This is a genomic window from Rahnella sp. CG8, assembly GCF_023701875.1.
Classification (GTDB): Bacteria; Pseudomonadota; Gammaproteobacteria; order Enterobacterales; family Enterobacteriaceae; genus Rahnella; species Rahnella aceris.
Genome location: NZ_JABAED010000004.1, coordinates 143,770 through 160,006, shown reverse-complemented (window position 1 = coordinate 160,006; position 16,237 = coordinate 143,770). Strand labels below are relative to the sequence as shown.

Sequence of the window (16,237 nt, the reverse complement as noted above, 5' to 3'; positions counted from 1 at the left end):
TGCTGGAAGGTTTATGCTCTATAACTAGTGAAATTTGACAATCAGGTCAAGGCAAAAAGGAAATTCATCATGACGACTACCGTATTATCCCTGCAAGGCTTGTCCTGCGGGCACTGTGTCGCTTCAACGCGTAAAGCGCTGGAAGCGGTTGAAGGCACCACCTCTGTAGAAGTCTCTCTGGATAAAGCCATCGTCAAAGGCGATGCCAGCAGCCAGAGCCTGATCGACGCCGTAGTGAACGCCGGTTACGACGCGCAGGTTGCAGGAGATACATCCCCAAAATCTGAGCCGCTGACCGATAAGGCGAGTGTTTTGCCGGAACCCCTGTCAGCGGCTGCGTCACCTGTTCCGGCTGAGACTCACGCCCCGCAAGCCGCTGATGACAGCGTGCAATTATTGCTCAGCGGCATGAGCTGCGCCAGTTGTGTCAGTAAAGTGCAACGGGCGCTGGAAGGCGTGAATGGTGTCGAGCAGGCACGGGTCAATCTGGCGGAACGCAGTGCGCTGGTCAGCGGCAAAGCTGATCAAAACGCACTGATTGCCGCCGTTGAACGTGCCGGTTATGGCGCTGAAATTATTATCGACGAAACCGAACGCCGTGAGCGCCAGCAACAAACCTCACGCAAAAGCATGATCCGCTTTAGCTGGCAGGCAGCGCTCGGCCTGGCTGCCGGTATCCCGATGATGTTATGGGGATTGCTCGGCGGCGAAATGATGGTCACCGCCGGTAATCAGACCGGCTGGCTGATTATCGGCCTGCTGACATTGCTGATTATGATTGTCGCTGGCGGGCATTTTTACCGCAGTGCATGGAAAAACCTGATGCACGGCAGCGCGAATATGGACACGCTGGTGTCACTCGGTACCGGCGCAGCATGGATTTTCTCCTTCGCTGTCAGCCTGTGGCCGGACGCGTTCCCGGTGCAGGCGCGCCATCTTTACTATGAAGCCAGTGTGATGATTATTGGCCTGATTAATCTGGGTCACGCGCTGGAACAACGCGGACGTCAGCGTTCATCAAAAGCACTCGAACGCTTGCTGGACCTGACCCCACCGACCGCACGCGTTGTCACCGCAGAAGGCGAAAAAACCCTGCCGCTGGCTGAAATACAGCAAGGCATGACGCTGCGGCTCACCACCGGTGATCGTGTGCCGGTTGACGGTGAAATTCAAAGCGGCGAAGCCTGGATGGATGAAGCTATGCTGACCGGCGAACCCATCCCACAGCAGAAATCCCAGGGTGAAAAAGTGCATGCGGGGACGCTGGTCAAAGACGGCAGCGTGCTGTTCCGCGCTGACGCTATCGGCAGCCAGACGACCCTTTCGCGGATCATCAAACTGGTGCGCGAAGCCCAGAGCAGCAAGCCTGAAATCGGTAAGCTGGCAGATAAAATATCTTCTGTCTTCGTGCCCGCCGTGGTGCTGATTGCTTTGTTCAGTGGCGCAATCTGGTACTTCTTTGGTCCGCAGCCACAACTGATGTATACGCTGGTGATCGTCACTACCGTGCTGATTATCGCCTGTCCTTGTGCGCTGGGATTAGCGACGCCGATGTCGGTTACCGCGGGCGTCGGCCGTGCGGCGGAATTCGGCGTACTGGTGCGTGATGCCGATGCGCTGCAAAAAGCCAGTACCCTCACCACGCTGGTATTTGATAAAACCGGGACGCTGACGGAAGGCCAGCCGAAAGTGACGGATACATACACCTTTGGCGGTATCCGTGAACAGCAGGCGCTGCGCTTTGCCGCCGCGCTGGAAAAAGGCTCGCACCACCCGCTGGCGCAGGCGATTGTTGAAAAAGCTGGCGGGCTGGACATTCCTGACGTGCTGAATTTCCGTACCCTTGGCGGTCTGGGTTTACGCGGCGATGTTGACGGTACGGCGTTATTACTGGGTAATCAGGCGCTGATGCAGGAAAATGGCGTGGATACCGTGGATGCCAACACTCTGCTGGAAAGCATGGCAGGCGAAGGCGCGACGCCGGTATTGCTGGCGGCAAACGGACAACTGGCGGCGCTGTTCGCGCTGCGTGACCCATTACGTGAAGACAGCGTCAGCGCCTTACAACGTCTGCATCAGCTTGGGTATCAGCTGGTGATGCTGACCGGCGACAATCCGCGTACCGCTCAGGCAATTGCCGCACAAGCAGGAATCGATAAAGTGATTGCCGGTGTGCGTCCCGAAGGCAAAGCCGATGCCATTAAAGCGTTGCAGGACAAAGGCCAGCAGGTCGCCATGATCGGCGACGGCATTAATGATGCCCCGGCACTGGCGCAGGCCGATGTCGGGATTGCGATGGGCGGAGGCAGCGATGTGGCGATCGAAACAGCGGCCATTACCCTGATGCGTCCGAGTCTGCACGGTGTCGCCGATGCGCTGGCGATGTCTCAGGCGACGCTGCGTAACATGAAGCAGAACCTGCTGGGCGCTTTTATCTATAACGTGATTGGCATTCCCGTTGCGGCCGGTGTGCTTTATCCGCTGACCGGTACCTTGCTCAGCCCGGTCGTGGCAGGTGCAGCGATGGCACTGTCATCCATTACCGTCGTCGCTAACGCAAATCGCCTGTTGCACTTTAAGCCGAAAAAACAAGACGTTTCCCCTGTTCGCTAAAACGATGACGCGTTAGCATGGTCTCTCATTTTTCGGGAGACCATGCACTATGGCGCATTTTTTCAACCGGGTATTAAGCGGGTTCCGCAAGTTGTTTCCCGTCGAGTATTCTTATCCCGCCATTGATATTCAGCTTCCCGGCAACCGCTCCCTGCATCTGGTCGGCAGCATTCATATGGGCACGCAGGACATGCACCCCCTGCCCGCCCCCCTGTTGCGCCGCCTGCAAAAAGCCGATGCACTGATTGTCGAAGCCGATATCAGCGGCACGGAATCTCCCTTCAGCATGACCGGCGAATTTCCGCCACTGGCCGAACGTCTGCCCGAATCCCAGTATCTGCACGTCGAACGTTTATGCGAAGAACTGGGCGTATCCATGTGGACGCTCAATCCGCTGCCCTCGTGGCAGGTGGCACTGATGTTGCAGGCCACGCAGGCGCAGCGCCTCGGGTTGCGCGGAAATTACGGCATTGATTATCAGCTGTTGCAGACCGCCAAAAAGCAGGGGACGAAAATCATCGAGCTGGAAGGTCCGCAGGAACAGTTCGAATTATTGCAGCAGTTGCCAGATGGCGGACTCACGCTGCTGGAAGATACCCTGACGCACTGGCACACCAATGCCCGCTTGCTGCAAACCATGATCAGCTGGTGGCTGGATACCAAACCGGGGCTGGCGACAGAGCAACTGCCTAACACTTTCAGCAGCGATTTGTACGATATCCTGATGAATCAGCGAAACATTCGCTGGAAACAACTGTTGCTGGATCTCCCGGCGGGAAACTATGTGGTCGCAGTAGGTGCGCTGCATTTGTATGGCGAAGGGAATCTGCCGGAATTACTCGCAAAGAAGAGATAGCCTGAAGGATGACGGAGATTAAAAAAATGGCCGATATTTCTATCGGCCAGTCAAAGAGGAATTTCATTTTATTAGTTATAGCTTCAGTGTCAGCCTTTACAGGCGCAACACCGGCTGGCACAGGGTAGCAATCTGTGTTGGGTCTTGGCAATAACCATTCATTGCTCTACTATTTCTCCTTCGCTTATTAAGTGCACTTTATTGTTTAATTTCATCAGATTGAACAGGTGATGAAATTTCGAACAACAACATAAAATAAAACAGAGGAGACAGGCTATGACCCCTGCCGTATTACTCCTGGAAAAGAATAAAGTCAGCTTCACCCTTCATCCGTATGAACACAGCAGCGATGAAACCAATTTTGGCGATGAAGCCGTAAAAAAACTCGGTCTGGACGCCCGTCAGGTTTATAAAACCCTGCTGGTTTCGTTGAATGGTGATGCTAAAAATCTGGCCGTGGCGGTCACGCCGGTGGCATCCCAGCTGGACTTAAAAAAAGTCGCGAAAGCGCTGGGGGCGAAAAAAGCCGATATGGCGGATCCTATGATTGCACAACGCGTTACCGGTTATCTGGTCGGTGGCATCAGTCCGCTCGGACAGAAAAAGCTGCTGCCCACGGTGATCGACAGCCCGGCGCAGACGTTCAATACCATTTATGTTTCAGGCGGTAAACGCGGCCTTGATATTGAACTGGCGGCAGGCGATCTTTGTCGCTTACTGAAAGGTCAGTTTGCTGAGATCGCGAAAATCAGCTGACAGGCCGGTACTCTGCACCTCTACAATAAGAAGGCCTCCTCTGCTATGACAGACACGACGTCAACGCCAGCCAGCCCGCAGAAAGACGCAGTCAAAAAGACTGCGTTTTCTATTCTGGCGGCGATCAGCGTTTCTCACCTGCTTAATGACATGATCCAGTCGCTGATACTGGCGATTTATCCGTTGCTGCAAAACGAGTTTTCCCTGAGCTTCACACAGATCGGGCTGATCACGCTGACGTATCAGATCACCGCATCACTGTTGCAGCCGCTGATCGGCTATTACACCGACAAACATCCGCAACCCTATTCTTTGCCGGTCGGCATGGGCTTTACGCTCTCCGGGCTGCTGCTGCTGGCTGTGGCGCAGAGTTTCCCTGTCGTGCTGCTGGCGGCGGCGCTGGTCGGGACGGGTTCTTCGGTTTTCCACCCTGAGTCTTCGCGCGTGGCACGCATGGCTTCCGGCGGTCGTCACGGGCTGGCGCAATCGCTGTTCCAGGTGGGCGGTAATTTCGGCGCTTCCCTCGGCCCGCTGCTGGCTGCACTGATTATTGCGCCTTACGGTAAAGGCAATGTAGCGTGGTTCTCACTGGCGGCGCTGCTCGGCATTGTGGTGTTACTGCAAATCAGTAAATGGTATCGCCAGCAAAACCTGATCGCCAAAACGCACGGGCCGGTGAAAAGTCATGTGACCCTGTTGCCACGTAAAACAGTGGCGATGTCACTGGGTATTTTGCTGATCCTGATATTTTCCAAGTACTTCTACCTGACCAGCCTGAGCAGCTATTACACCTTTTACCTGATCCATAAATTTGGTGTATCGGTGCAAAGCGCACAAATCCATCTGTTTGTTTTTCTGTTTGCAGTGGCTGCGGGCACCATTATCGGCGGGCCGGTGGGTGATAAGATTGGGCGCAAATACGTCATTTGGGCTTCAATTCTCGGCGTCGCGCCATTTACGCTACTTTTGCCGCACGCCAGTCTGATGTGGACCAGCGTGCTTAGCGTGATTATCGGCGTGATCCTCGCCTCGGCATTCTCAGCCATTCTGGTGTTCGCGCAGGAGCTGATGCCGGGCAAAGTCGGCATGGTTTCCGGCCTGTTCTTCGGTCTGGCCTTTGGCATGGGCGGGCTGGGGGCTGCGGTGCTCGGCTATGTGGCCGATAAAACCAGTATCGAACTGGTGTATCAGATTTGTGCCTTCCTGCCGTTGCTCGGGATCCTGACAGCATTCCTGCCAAATATAGAACGCAAATAGCCTTTAACCTTTCCTTCCCGGCTGCCGATAGTTAAATATCGGCAGCGTCTGAACCCTTATTCCCTTGATATCTGCCTGATAAAACCCATTTAAATCCCGCGTTGGAATTTTTTTTATCGTCTGCTGATGATTTTAAATAAAAAAGGCCAAAATTCCCCAACGTGAAAACGATTTTTACCATAAACTTAGAAACAATCAGCAACATATTTGCTTTATGCATAACCAGAAGGAGTCTGAATGCATCATTCTACGCCTCTCATCACTACCATCGTTGGCGGTCTGGTCTTAGCGTTCCTGTTAGGAATGCTCGCCAACCGCCTGCGAATTTCTCCTCTGGTTGGCTATCTCGCTGCTGGCGTGCTGGCCGGTCCGTTTACACCGGGCTTCGTTGCAGACACTTCACTGGCACCGGAGCTGGCAGAAATCGGCGTCATCCTGCTGATGTTTGGCGTAGGTTTGCATTTTTCTCTGAAAGATTTACTCGCCGTAAAGTCGATAGCCATTCCCGGCGCTGTAGCGCAAATCGCGGTTGCAACACTGCTTGGAATGGGATTATCAAGCCTGATGGGCTGGGATCTGGCCACCGGACTGGTGTTCGGGCTGTGTCTGTCCACCGCCAGTACCGTGGTGTTGCTGCGGGCGCTGGAAGAACGGCAACTGATTGAAAGCCAGCGCGGGCAAATCGCCATCGGCTGGCTGATTGTTGAAGACCTGGTGATGGTGCTGACGCTGGTTCTGCTGCCTGCGTTCAGCGGCATGCTGGAAAGCCATCACTCCAGCCCGGTAGAACTGCTCACCGGGCTTGCCGTGACGATTGGTAAAGTGATCGCGTTTATGGTGCTGATGATGGTGGTGGGCCGCCGTGTAGTGCCGTGGATCCTCGCCAAAACCGCCAGCACCGGTTCACGTGAACTGTTTACGCTGTCAGTTCTGGCACTGGCGCTGGGCATCGCTTACGGCGCCGTGGAATTCTTTGATGTGTCGTTCGCGCTGGGCGCGTTCTTCGCCGGTATGGTGCTCAATGAATCCGAACTCAGCCAGCGTGCGGCGCACGACACGTTACCGCTGCGCGATGCCTTCGCGGTGCTGTTCTTCGTCTCGGTTGGCATGTTATTCGACCCGATGATTCTGGTGCGTGAACCGCTGACCGTGATCGCCACGCTGGCGATTATCGTGTTCGGTAAATCCATTGCCGCGTTCCTGCTGGTGAAGATGTTCGGGCATTCCAAACGCACCGCGCTGACGATTTCCGTCAGTCTGGCGCAGATCGGCGAATTCGCCTTTATTCTCGCCGGTCTGGGGATTTCGCTGGGACTGCTGTCTGAACATGGCCGTAATCTGGTGCTGGCGGGGGCAATTCTGTCGATTATGTTTAACCCGCTGCTGTTCACGCTGCTGGAAAAATATCTGGCAAAAACGGAAACCATCGAAGACCAGAGCGTTGAAGAAGCGGTTGAAGACGAGAAGCAAATCCCGTTCGATTTGTGCAATCACGCACTGCTGGTGGGTTACGGACGCGTCGGCAGCCTGCTCGGCGAGAAACTTCAGGCTGCGGGGATCCCGCTGGTGGTGATTGAAAATTCGCGTCCGCGTGTCGAGGCGCTGCGTGACCAGGGCATTAGTACGGTGCTGGGCAATGCCGCCAATCAGGAAGTGATGGATCTGGCGCGTCTCGACTGCGCCCGCTGGCTGCTGGTGACCATTCCCAACGGTTATGAAGCCGGTGAAATCGTCGCATCAGCCCGCGTCAAGCGGCCAAATATCGAAATTATCGCCCGTGCGCATTATGACGATGAAGTCACCTATATCCTGGAGCGCGGTGCGGATCGCGTGGTGATGGGCGAGCGGGAAATCGCCAACAGCATGCTGAGTATGCTGCAAATCGATATTATGACCGAAGACGAAAAGCGGCCGTTTTGCCCGATCTGATCATCTGTTAGTGATTAAAAAAATAAGGGCGCAGTTCATCACTGCGCCCGCTTAAGTGGCTTTATAAAAAATGGCTTCTATCTCAACGCCCTTCTGATTTTCATCAAAATGTTGACAGCCGCCTGACTCCCTAGCGCTCCCAGTAACTCTCTTCCAGGCTGTCTTCACGTTCCGGCAGGCCACGCGTCAGACGCGGAGAATGCTGGTTCAGCACCTGATAGCTGACGCGGTTGGCGTATTTACACACCTGCGCCAGCGAGGAATAGGTCAGATACTCGCGGGAATGTTTGCTGGAATTCGGCACAGAAGTCCGGTGGAAACCGTTGGCGGCGATATCATGCAGCAGCGCCGATAATGCACCGTCACCTGCTCCGTTGGTGTTCATGATTTTCTCCGGCCCGCCCATATACGGCGCGATGTGGGAATAAATCTTCAACGGTTGCTGACAACAGTCACGACGCATCGCGCGGCTGAATTCGTACTGATTGAATTCGGCAATCGTCCCCGGCAGCAGCGGATGCTGGGTGGTGCGTTTGAATTCGTCTTCGGTATAACTCGCCATAAACAGGCCGTTCGGCCCGGCGGTACACAGCACCAGATCGACCCAGTCCAGCGCCTTATCCGCTGCCATCAGCGGATCTTTCAGGCCAGTCAGCGCAAAACCTTCATCTTCGTTCATCGCCAGAATCGACACGTTATCACGGATGAAATCACGCCATGCCTGCGGATCTTCGGCGATAACGTATTGTGTGCCCAATGTTAAGACCACCGGCACATGGTACTTCTTCGCGTACTCAATCGCCTGCATGGTGGCTTCCGGCATCGGTTCGCCCGGCTTGCTGCGCAGCAAATACGAGGTCAGTAACAGCGCGGAGGCTCCTGCTATCACATCTTCCGGCACATTTTCCGCACGCAGACCGTTCATTTTGCCCGGACTGATGGCAAAGGTGCGCTCGCCGGTATCGCTGATCAGCGTAAAGCAACGACCTATCGCGCCATCCACGCCCTGCAGGAAGTTAAGATCTACGCGGCTGGAGGTGTTGCAAAGATAACGGTAAGCATAATCGCCAATTTTAACGTTATTACACATCACGCCGAGCAGCACCGAACGGTCATCGGCCAGCACAGAATAGTTGTGCAGTGTGTTACCGACAGTACCGCCCGCAAACTGGTGCGTGATCAGGGCGTTGCTCATCAGTTCCTGATACAGCGTTTCCGACATCTCATCATCAAGAATATTGGATTCACCGGGCGTCAGCCCGTAGCGGGCAACAAAATTCTCATCAACACGCGCTTCGATATCGACCATCGTCTGGTCAATGCCGGCGATGTACGAGGCACCGGCTTCTGACTCCGGCTGCATTGCCTGCAACATAGAATCACGCAATAAAGGGTCGCGTGCGCTGACCGGAAAATAGTGTTTGGACTTACGTTTACCAGGAAATTTCATGCATTATTCTCGGGAGATTCAAAAAACTCAGGCTTCAGTCAGAAGTGCTGAGTGACCAGCTGTTGCAGCAAATCAATATGTTCCGGCTGGTCGTTTAAGGCGTCAATATATTCGAAGCGCTCGCCGCCTGCATGAATAAAAATCTCGCGGTTCTCGCCTTTGATTTCCTCCAGTGTCTCCAGACAGTCTGCCGCAAAGCCAGGGCAGAGGATCTGAATATGCTTAACACCCTGAGCCGGAAGGCCTTTCAGCGTTTCATCGGTGTAAGGCGTCAGCCATGGTTCGCGACCAAAGCGAGACTGGAAGGTCAGCATAATTTTGCCCGCAGGCAGTTGCAGCGCATCGGTCAGCGCCTGCACTGTATCGCGGCAACGCTGTTCGTAGTCATCACCCTGCGCGACAAAACGCTTTGGAATGCCGTGGAAGGACAACACCAGACGGTCCGGTTCGCCATGCTGAGCGAACGAACGTTCGATGCTGGCTTTCAGCGCGGAAATATAAGCCGGATGCGTGGCGTAATCACGGATAAAGCTCATTGAAGGCAGGCGACGCTGCGATTTCAGCACACGCGCCACGCCGTCAAATACCGCGGCGCTGGTTGAGCAAGAGTATTGCGGATACAGCGGCAGCACCACCATTTTGGTCACGCCCTGCGCCAGCAGTTTTTCAATCGGTTCTTTCATGCCCGGCTTGCCGTAACTCATCGCCAGTTCAACCGGCGTACCCGGCAGGCGTTCTGCCAGCGCTTTCTGCTGACGACGGCTGTAAACCATCAGCGGTGAGCCCTCTTCCATCCACACGGCTTTATACAGTTTGGACACGCGCGGGGAACGCAGCGGCAGGATCACCAAATTCAGGATCGGCCACCACAGCCAGCGGGGGGTATCAACCACACGGATATCACTCAAAAATTCAGCCAGATATTTTCTAACGGCCTGCGGGGTCGGAGCTTCCGGCGTCCCGAGGTTGACCAGGAGAACACCGAATTTGGTCTGCGTCATGCTGAATTTCCTAAATTGAAGGCACTGAAGCCAGTGCGAAAAGTTATGGGCGCCACCGTTTATTTGTGATGCGGCAAAGAGGCGCAGGTCATTGTAACGAAAACAAAGACGATGGGAACAACGGCAGAAACTATCAATGCGAATTGTTATTATTAATCCCCGTCACGCTCGCTTGCCGCCGCTCGAATTATTTTGGGTATTGGAAATGGAGACCCTAAAAAAACAAACGGGGCGACCGTAGTCACCCCGTGATAGTGCGCAGAACAGACGATCAGCTCAGAATAGCAGCCAGTTCGTCACGCACTGCAGAGACCTGTTGTGTACCGTCAATTTTGACGTACCTGGTATTGCCCGCTTCAGCTTCTTTGCTGTAGTAGGACACCAGCGGCTCAGTCAGCTCATGGTATTCCACCAGACGTTTACGCACGGTTTCTTCCTGATCATCTTTACGGGTGATCAGTTCTTCGCCGGTGACATCGTCTTTACCTTCCACTTTAGGTGGATTGTAATGGATGTGGTACACGCGGCCAGAGCCAGGGTGTACGCGACGACCTACGATGCGATCGACGATCAGTTCGTCAGGCACGTCGAATTCCAGCACGTAATCCACTTTGATGCCCGCGTCTTTCATGGCATCAGCCTGCGGAATGGTACGAGGGAAACCGTCTAACAGGAAACCGTTGCGGCAATCTTCCTGCTGAATACGTTCTTTCACCAGTGCGATAACCAGTTCGTCGGTTACCAGTTTACCGGCATCCATAATCTCTTTTGCTTTCTTGCCGAGTTCACTTCCGGCCTTCACAGCGGCGCGCAACATATCACCGGTAGAAATTTGCGGAATACCAAATTTCTCCATGATGAATTGAGCCTGAGTACCCTTACCTGCGCCCGGAGCGCCCAGCAGAATGATACGCATTGCGTAAATCCCCTTGCATGTAATTTTTATGAATCTCGAAAAACGGTCAACCATACCATTCTGAGCACTTTTGCTCAAGGAACAAGCCCTGCTGAAATTGGGGTTAAGCCTGCGCCATCCGTCGTTCCACCCGCCAGTTTGCGGGACCACGACCAGCGAGAACATCACGCTACCGGCATGATTGCTGAACTTTACTCACAGGCTTTCAGGGAATGGAAACGGGAAGAAGCAAAGCAATAAAAAAGGGTGTCGCTTTCACGACACCCTTTTCGTTTTACGCCAGCTGATTACGCCTGTAACAGCGTATTCATGCGACGGATGAACAGGTTTGGATCTTCCAGCGTGCCGCGTTCTGCGAACAGCGCCTGATCCAGCAGCAGCTCAATCCACTCGCTGAACTGATCTTCATCAGCCACATCAGAAGCACGTTTCACCAGCGCGTGTTCCGGGTTCAGCTCAAAGATGTATTTCACTTCCGGCGCATCCTGACCGGCAGCGGCAAACAGTTTTGCCATCTGCGTGGTCATTTCGTCGGCACCGGTGGTAACGATGGCTGGCGTGTCAGTCAGACGGTGCGTCAGACGCACTTCTTTCACACGATCGCCCAGCAGCGTTTTCACGCGCTCAACGAACGGCTCCAGCGCTTTTTCAGCTTCTTTCTGCTCTTCGCTTTCGTCAGCCAGTTTGTCCAGTGTATCATCTGACTTGCTGACGGACTGGAAGACTTTGCCATCAAACTCAGTCAGATAGCTCATCATCCATTCGTCGATGCGATCAGACAGCAACAGGACTTCAATGCCTTTTTTGCGGAACAATTCCAGATGCGGGCTGCTCTTCGCGGCCGCATAGCTGTCGGCAGTGATGTAATAAATTTTGTCCTGGCCTTCGACCATCGACGCTACATACTCTTCCAGCGACAACGTCTGCTCGCTGCTGTCGTTGCGGGTGCTGGCGAAACGCAGCAGTTTGGCGATCGCTTCTTTGTTCGCACCGTCTTCTGCCGGACCTTCTTTCAATACCAGACCAAACTGTTTCCAGAATTGCAGGTATTTTTCGTTGTCGTCTTTCGCCAGTTTTTCCAGCATTTGCAGAACACGTTTGGTCAGCGCACTGCGCAGGTTCTGGGTGATGCGGCTGTCCTGCAGAATTTCACGGGACACGTTCAGCGGCAGATCGTTGGAATCTATCAGACCACGAACAAAACGCAGGTAGTTCGGCATGAACTGCTCGGCTTCGTCCATGATAAACACGCGCTGAACATACAGTTTCAGGCCGTGTTTATGGTCGCGGTTCCACATATCCCACGGTGCCTGTGAAGGGATGTACAGCAGGCTGGTGTATTCCTGCTTACCTTCAACGCGGTTGTGGCTCCAGCTCAGCGGATCGCTGAAATCATGGGAAATGTGTTTGTAGAATTCTTTATATTCGTCGTCGGTGACTTCCGCTTTACCGCGGGTCCACAGGGCCTGTGCCTTGTTGATTTGTTCCCAGGTGACGGTGTCGTCTTCTTCGTTACGGGTTTCGACTTCAACCGGCAACGCAATATGGTCGGAATATTTACTGATGATGGAGCGCACGCGCCAGTCATCCAGGAATTCGTCCTGATCTTCGCGCAAATGCAGGGTAATTTCAGTCCCGCGACCGGCTTTCTCGATATCCGCCAGGGTGTATTCACCTTCACCGGCAGATTCCCAGAATACGCCTTCTTCAGCACTGGCACCGGCTGCGCGGGTGCGCACGGTGACTTTGTCTGCCACGATAAAGGCAGAGTAGAAGCCCACACCAAACTGACCAATCAACTGGCTGTCTTTCGCCTGCTCAGAACCGACAGATTGCAGGAACGCTTTGGTGCCGGATTTGGCGATGGTACCGAGGTTATCGATAACTTCGTCACGGCTCATGCCGATACCGTTATCACTCAGCGTCAGGGTGCGTTTTTCTTTATCAAATGCCAGACGGACATGCAGCTCGCCATCACCTTCATAAAGTTCAGGCGCAGACAATGCGCGGAAACGCAGTTTATCAGCGGCATCTGAGGCGTTGGAAATCAGCTCACGCAGGAAAATTTCTTTGTTTGAATACAGGGAATGGATCATCAGATGAAGCAGTTGTTTTACTTCAGACTGGAATCCGCGTGTCTCTTGTCCTTTCATACTCATCAAATTACCTCAATCCAGATACTGTTATTGACCAAATCAGACGTTGAGGAATAAGTGGGGTTACGTGTCAGGCTTTTCAAGCACAGGGAGAAAATTTTAAGAAGAAATGCAGAGGGATAGCTGAATAAAACGGGGCGCAGAGAACCGCGCCCGCATAACAGTCAGAACCGAAAGGGATGACGTCCGGCAAGGGAATGCGACAGCGTGGTGCCGTCGACCATATCCAGTTCGCCTCCGACTGGCACACCGTGCGCAATGCGGCTAGCCAGTACGCCATACTGGCCGCACATTTCAGCGATGTAGTTGGCGGTCGCTTCACCTTCAACCGTCGGGTTAGTCGCCAGGATCACTTCCTGAATATTTTCACTTTCAAGACGCTCTTCCAGACGGCCTAAACCGATGTCGTCCGGCCCGATGCCATCGAGTGGTGACAGGTGTCCCATCAGCACAAAATAGCGACCAGAGAACTGACCGGTTTGTTCTATCGCATGAATGTCCGCCGGGCTTTCCACCACACAAACCTGACCGTTTTCTTTACGCCGTGGATTGGCGCAAATCGTACAGACTTCCTGCTCGGTGAAGGTACGGCAATCGGCACAATGGCCGATCTCAGACATGGCACGCGTTAAAGACTGCGCCAGCCGCATTCCGCCGCTGCGATCACGTTGCAGCAACTGGAATGCCATACGTTGCGCGGACTTCGGGCCGACGCCCGGCAGGCAACGCAACGCCTCCATTAAAGATTCAAGGAGAGGGCTGGTTTGCATCAGAATGGCATCTTGAAGCCTGGTGGCAATTGCATGCCGCCAGATACGGCTGCCATTTTTTCTTTCTGAGTTTCATCGATACGACGTGCAGCATCGTTGAACGCCGCAGCGATCAGATCTTCCAGCATGTCTTTATCGTCTTCCAGCAGGCTTGGATCGATTTCAACGCGACGCACGTTGTGCGCACCGTTGATGGTGATTTTCACCAGGCCAGCGCCTGACTCACCAGTCACTTCCAGCTGAGCGATTTCCGCCTGAGCCTGTTGCATTTTTTCCTGCATTTGCTGGGCCTGTTTCATCAGGTTACCAATGCCGCCTTTTCCAAACATAGTCTTCTCTCTCAGCAATGGCCGCGTCACAATCGCGGCGTTTAAATTGGGCGGATACTTTCCTCATCCAGCTCAGCGTCGAAGAAACGGCGCAAAGTCTGAATGTTGTTATCCGCAATAATAGACTGACGCGCCTGCGCCAGTTTTTCTTCATAAATGGCCTGTCGCCATTCCAGCGGCGTCTTCACCGCCAGATTATCATCTTCCAGCACGGTCAGTTCAACCGGCGTCTGATGCAATGCCGATAAAGCATCCGTCAGCACTTTCTGCGCGGACGGCGAATTCAGGTGCTTTTGCGAGGAACGCAGGTGCAGGCAGATTTTGCCTGGTTCCGGCTGCTCACGATACGCATTCAGCGCCAGTTGCTGCACCAGTTTCGGAATGGTCATCCGGCTGATCTCAGCCGCCCATTCATCACGTTCAATCGCTTCTTCCGCCAGGCGGGAAGCCAGTTCCGGCGATTTTTCATGTTCCAGCGCGGTGCGCAGCGCTTTCGGTGTCGCCACCGGTTCCGGTGCGACTTCCGGTTCCATCATCGCTTTCCAGCGATACGCTTCTTCTTTTATCGGCGCGGCAGGTTCTTTCTTCACAGCCAATGTCTGCGCACGCTCAGTCACCGAAGCGAGACGCTCCAGTGCTGAGGTTGCCGGCCGCGCTTTTCCTGGCGCTGCCGGCTCAGCTTTTTTTGGGGTGGTACTCCCCTGCCTGAGCAATTGTGTTCGTGCCTGTAAAAGTTGCGCGGTGGAATCCGGCATTGACGCCGGTTCTGCATTTCCCTGCGGCGCAGGCGCATTATCGTTTTGTTGCGGCGGTGCGTTACGCGGTGCCGCCGGTTGTGATGGAGCCTGCGGCGCCACATAAGCTGGGGCTGCGACTGGCTGGGGAGCCGGTTCAGCAATAATCACTTTCGGATGGAAGGCCAGCGCGCGCAGCAGCGTCATTTCAACACCCATACGTTTGTCCGGCGCATAGGCCAGCTCTTTGCGGCCAATCAGTAAGGTCTGATAATAAAGCTGTACGTCCGCAGGCGGAATGACACGCGCCAGTTCGCGCAGGCGTTGTTCAATCGCCGCGTAATGATTATCGAGAACCGACGGTAACAACTGAACCATTGCAATGCGGTGCAGCAACGCCAGCGTTTCCACCAGCAAATTTTCCCAGTCCACGCCACGGGACGCGGCCTGTTCGACCTGCGCCATCATCTGTCCGCCATCGGCGCTGACCAGCGCTTCCAGCATTGCCAGCGGTTGTTCGTCATCCAGTGTACCGAGCATTTGTGCCACGGTTTCGGTCGTCACCGCGCCCTGCCCCATCGCGATCGCCTGATCGGTCAGGCTCAGCGCATCACGCATACTGCCGTCGGCAGCGCGCGAAAGCAGCTGTAAAGCGCGCGGTTCCGTGGCGATGGTTTCCTGGGTTAATACATGTTCGAGCTGTTTACGGATCTGTTCAGCGTCCAGCGCTTTGAGATGGAACTGCAAACAACGCGATAAAATGGTGACCGGCAGTTTTTGCGGATCCGTCGTTGCCAGCAGGAATTTGACGTGTGCGGGCGGCTCTTCCAGCGTTTTCAACAGCGCATTAAAACTGTGACGCGAGAGCATGTGCACTTCGTCAATCAGGTAAACTTTGAAGCGGCCCCGCGCCGGTGCATATTGCACGTTATCCAGCAGCTCGCGGGTGTCTTCGACTTTGGTACGGGAAGCGGCATCGATTTCAATCAGATCGACAAAACGGCCCTGCTCGATCTCGCGGCAGTTATCACACACGCCACAAGGGGTGGAGGTAATGCCAGTTTCGCAGTTAAGGCCTTTCGCCAGCAGACGGGCGATGGTGGTTTTCCCTACGCCACGGGTACCGGAAAACAGGTAGGCGTGATGGATGCGCCCGAGCGACAAGCCATTGGCCAGCGCGGTCAGCACATGTTCCTGTCCGACGACGTCGGCAAAAGTTTGGGGGCGCCACTTACGGGCAAGAACCTGATAGCTCATTAATACTTCATCGTTGATTTATAATGAATAATTTGACGATACACGAAAAAACATCGTTTAACCCGTCTTTCTGCGCTGGTCTGCGAAACGGAGACTGAAGACTCAGCATAATGATGCCGGAGCCAGACTGCCACTTCTTAGTGTACCAGCAGGGTCGCCATCATTCCTATTACTTTACTTTTTGCGCAGCGCGCCGCAGTTTCTCCACCTTCC

The 16,237-nt window shown here is 54.3% G+C and carries 12 protein-coding genes and 1 other annotated feature; of the genes, 5 read left to right on the top strand and 7 right to left on the bottom strand.

Going from position 1 to position 16,237, the window contains the following annotated elements; translation table 11 throughout:
- Positions 1-69: 69 nt before the first annotated feature.
- The 5 genes from copA to ybaL all read left to right on the top strand — a co-directional run bounded on the left by copA (position 70) and on the right by ybaL (position 7,411).
- The gene (gene copA, locus HGO41_RS05630) at positions 70-2,613 is read left to right on the top strand and encodes a copper-exporting P-type ATPase CopA (RefSeq protein WP_250980848.1); all 2,544 of its coding nucleotides are present in this window, start codon (positions 70-72) and stop codon (positions 2,611-2,613) included.
- 49 nt (positions 2,614-2,662) lie between these two features.
- A complete protein-coding gene (locus HGO41_RS05625) occupies positions 2,663-3,469 on the top strand; it encodes a TraB/GumN family protein (RefSeq protein ID WP_013576590.1) in 807 nt (268 codons plus the stop codon).
- 276 nt (positions 3,470-3,745) lie between these two features.
- Positions 3,746-4,225 (top strand): Cys-tRNA(Pro)/Cys-tRNA(Cys) deacylase YbaK, encoded by a 480-nt coding sequence (gene ybaK / locus HGO41_RS05620; RefSeq protein ID WP_013576591.1) that lies wholly within the window; start codon positions 3,746-3,748, stop codon positions 4,223-4,225.
- A 45-nt stretch (positions 4,226-4,270) separates the two neighbouring features.
- A complete protein-coding gene (locus HGO41_RS05615) occupies positions 4,271-5,482 on the top strand; it encodes an MFS transporter (RefSeq protein WP_013576592.1) in 1,212 nt (403 codons plus the stop codon).
- Positions 5,483-5,719: 237 nt separating this feature from the next.
- The gene (gene ybaL / locus HGO41_RS05610; RefSeq protein WP_013576593.1) at positions 5,720-7,411 is read left to right on the top strand and encodes a YbaL family putative K(+) efflux transporter; all 1,692 of its coding nucleotides are present in this window, start codon (positions 5,720-5,722) and stop codon (positions 7,409-7,411) included.
- Positions 7,412-7,541: 130 nt separating this feature from the next.
- On the opposite strand, the gene HGO41_RS05605 is transcribed toward ybaL, so the two are convergent.
- The 7 genes from HGO41_RS05605 to dnaX form a co-directional block, all read right to left on the bottom strand.
- Positions 7,542-8,861 carry an inosine/guanosine kinase gene (locus HGO41_RS05605; protein WP_037036883.1) on the bottom strand — a complete coding sequence of 440 codons (1,320 nt, stop codon included), beginning with the start codon at positions 8,859-8,861 and terminating at the stop codon, positions 7,542-7,544.
- A gap of 38 nt (positions 8,862-8,899) precedes the next feature.
- Positions 8,900-9,862, bottom strand: coding sequence for a ferrochelatase (hemH, locus tag HGO41_RS05600; protein ID WP_037036882.1), 963 nt, complete (start codon positions 9,860-9,862; stop codon positions 8,900-8,902).
- Positions 9,863-10,133: 271 nt separating this feature from the next.
- A complete protein-coding gene (gene adk, locus HGO41_RS05595) occupies positions 10,134-10,778 on the bottom strand; it encodes an adenylate kinase (protein WP_013576596.1) in 645 nt (214 codons plus the stop codon).
- Between the two features lie 287 nt (positions 10,779-11,065).
- Positions 11,066-12,931 carry a molecular chaperone HtpG gene (gene htpG, locus HGO41_RS05590; RefSeq protein WP_250980861.1) on the bottom strand — a complete coding sequence of 622 codons (1,866 nt, stop codon included), beginning with the start codon at positions 12,929-12,931 and terminating at the stop codon, positions 11,066-11,068.
- Between the two features lie 167 nt (positions 12,932-13,098).
- A complete protein-coding gene (gene recR / locus HGO41_RS05585) occupies positions 13,099-13,704 on the bottom strand; it encodes a recombination mediator RecR (RefSeq protein ID WP_112197396.1) in 606 nt (201 codons plus the stop codon).
- Positions 13,704-14,033 carry a YbaB/EbfC family nucleoid-associated protein gene (locus tag HGO41_RS05580; RefSeq protein WP_013576599.1) on the bottom strand — a complete coding sequence of 110 codons (330 nt, stop codon included), beginning with the start codon at positions 14,031-14,033 and terminating at the stop codon, positions 13,704-13,706. Before HGO41_RS05580 ends, recR begins: the two co-directional genes overlap by 1 nt.
- A 41-nt stretch (positions 14,034-14,074) precedes the next feature.
- Positions 14,075-16,024, bottom strand: a complete 1,950-nt coding sequence (dnaX, locus tag HGO41_RS05575; RefSeq protein WP_119261882.1) for a DNA polymerase III subunit gamma/tau — start codon at positions 16,022-16,024, stop codon at positions 14,075-14,077.
- Positions 14,675-14,739, bottom strand: a sequence feature (DnaX frameshifting element). Its footprint overlaps the gene before it by 65 nt.
- Positions 16,025-16,237 lie beyond the last annotated feature (213 nt).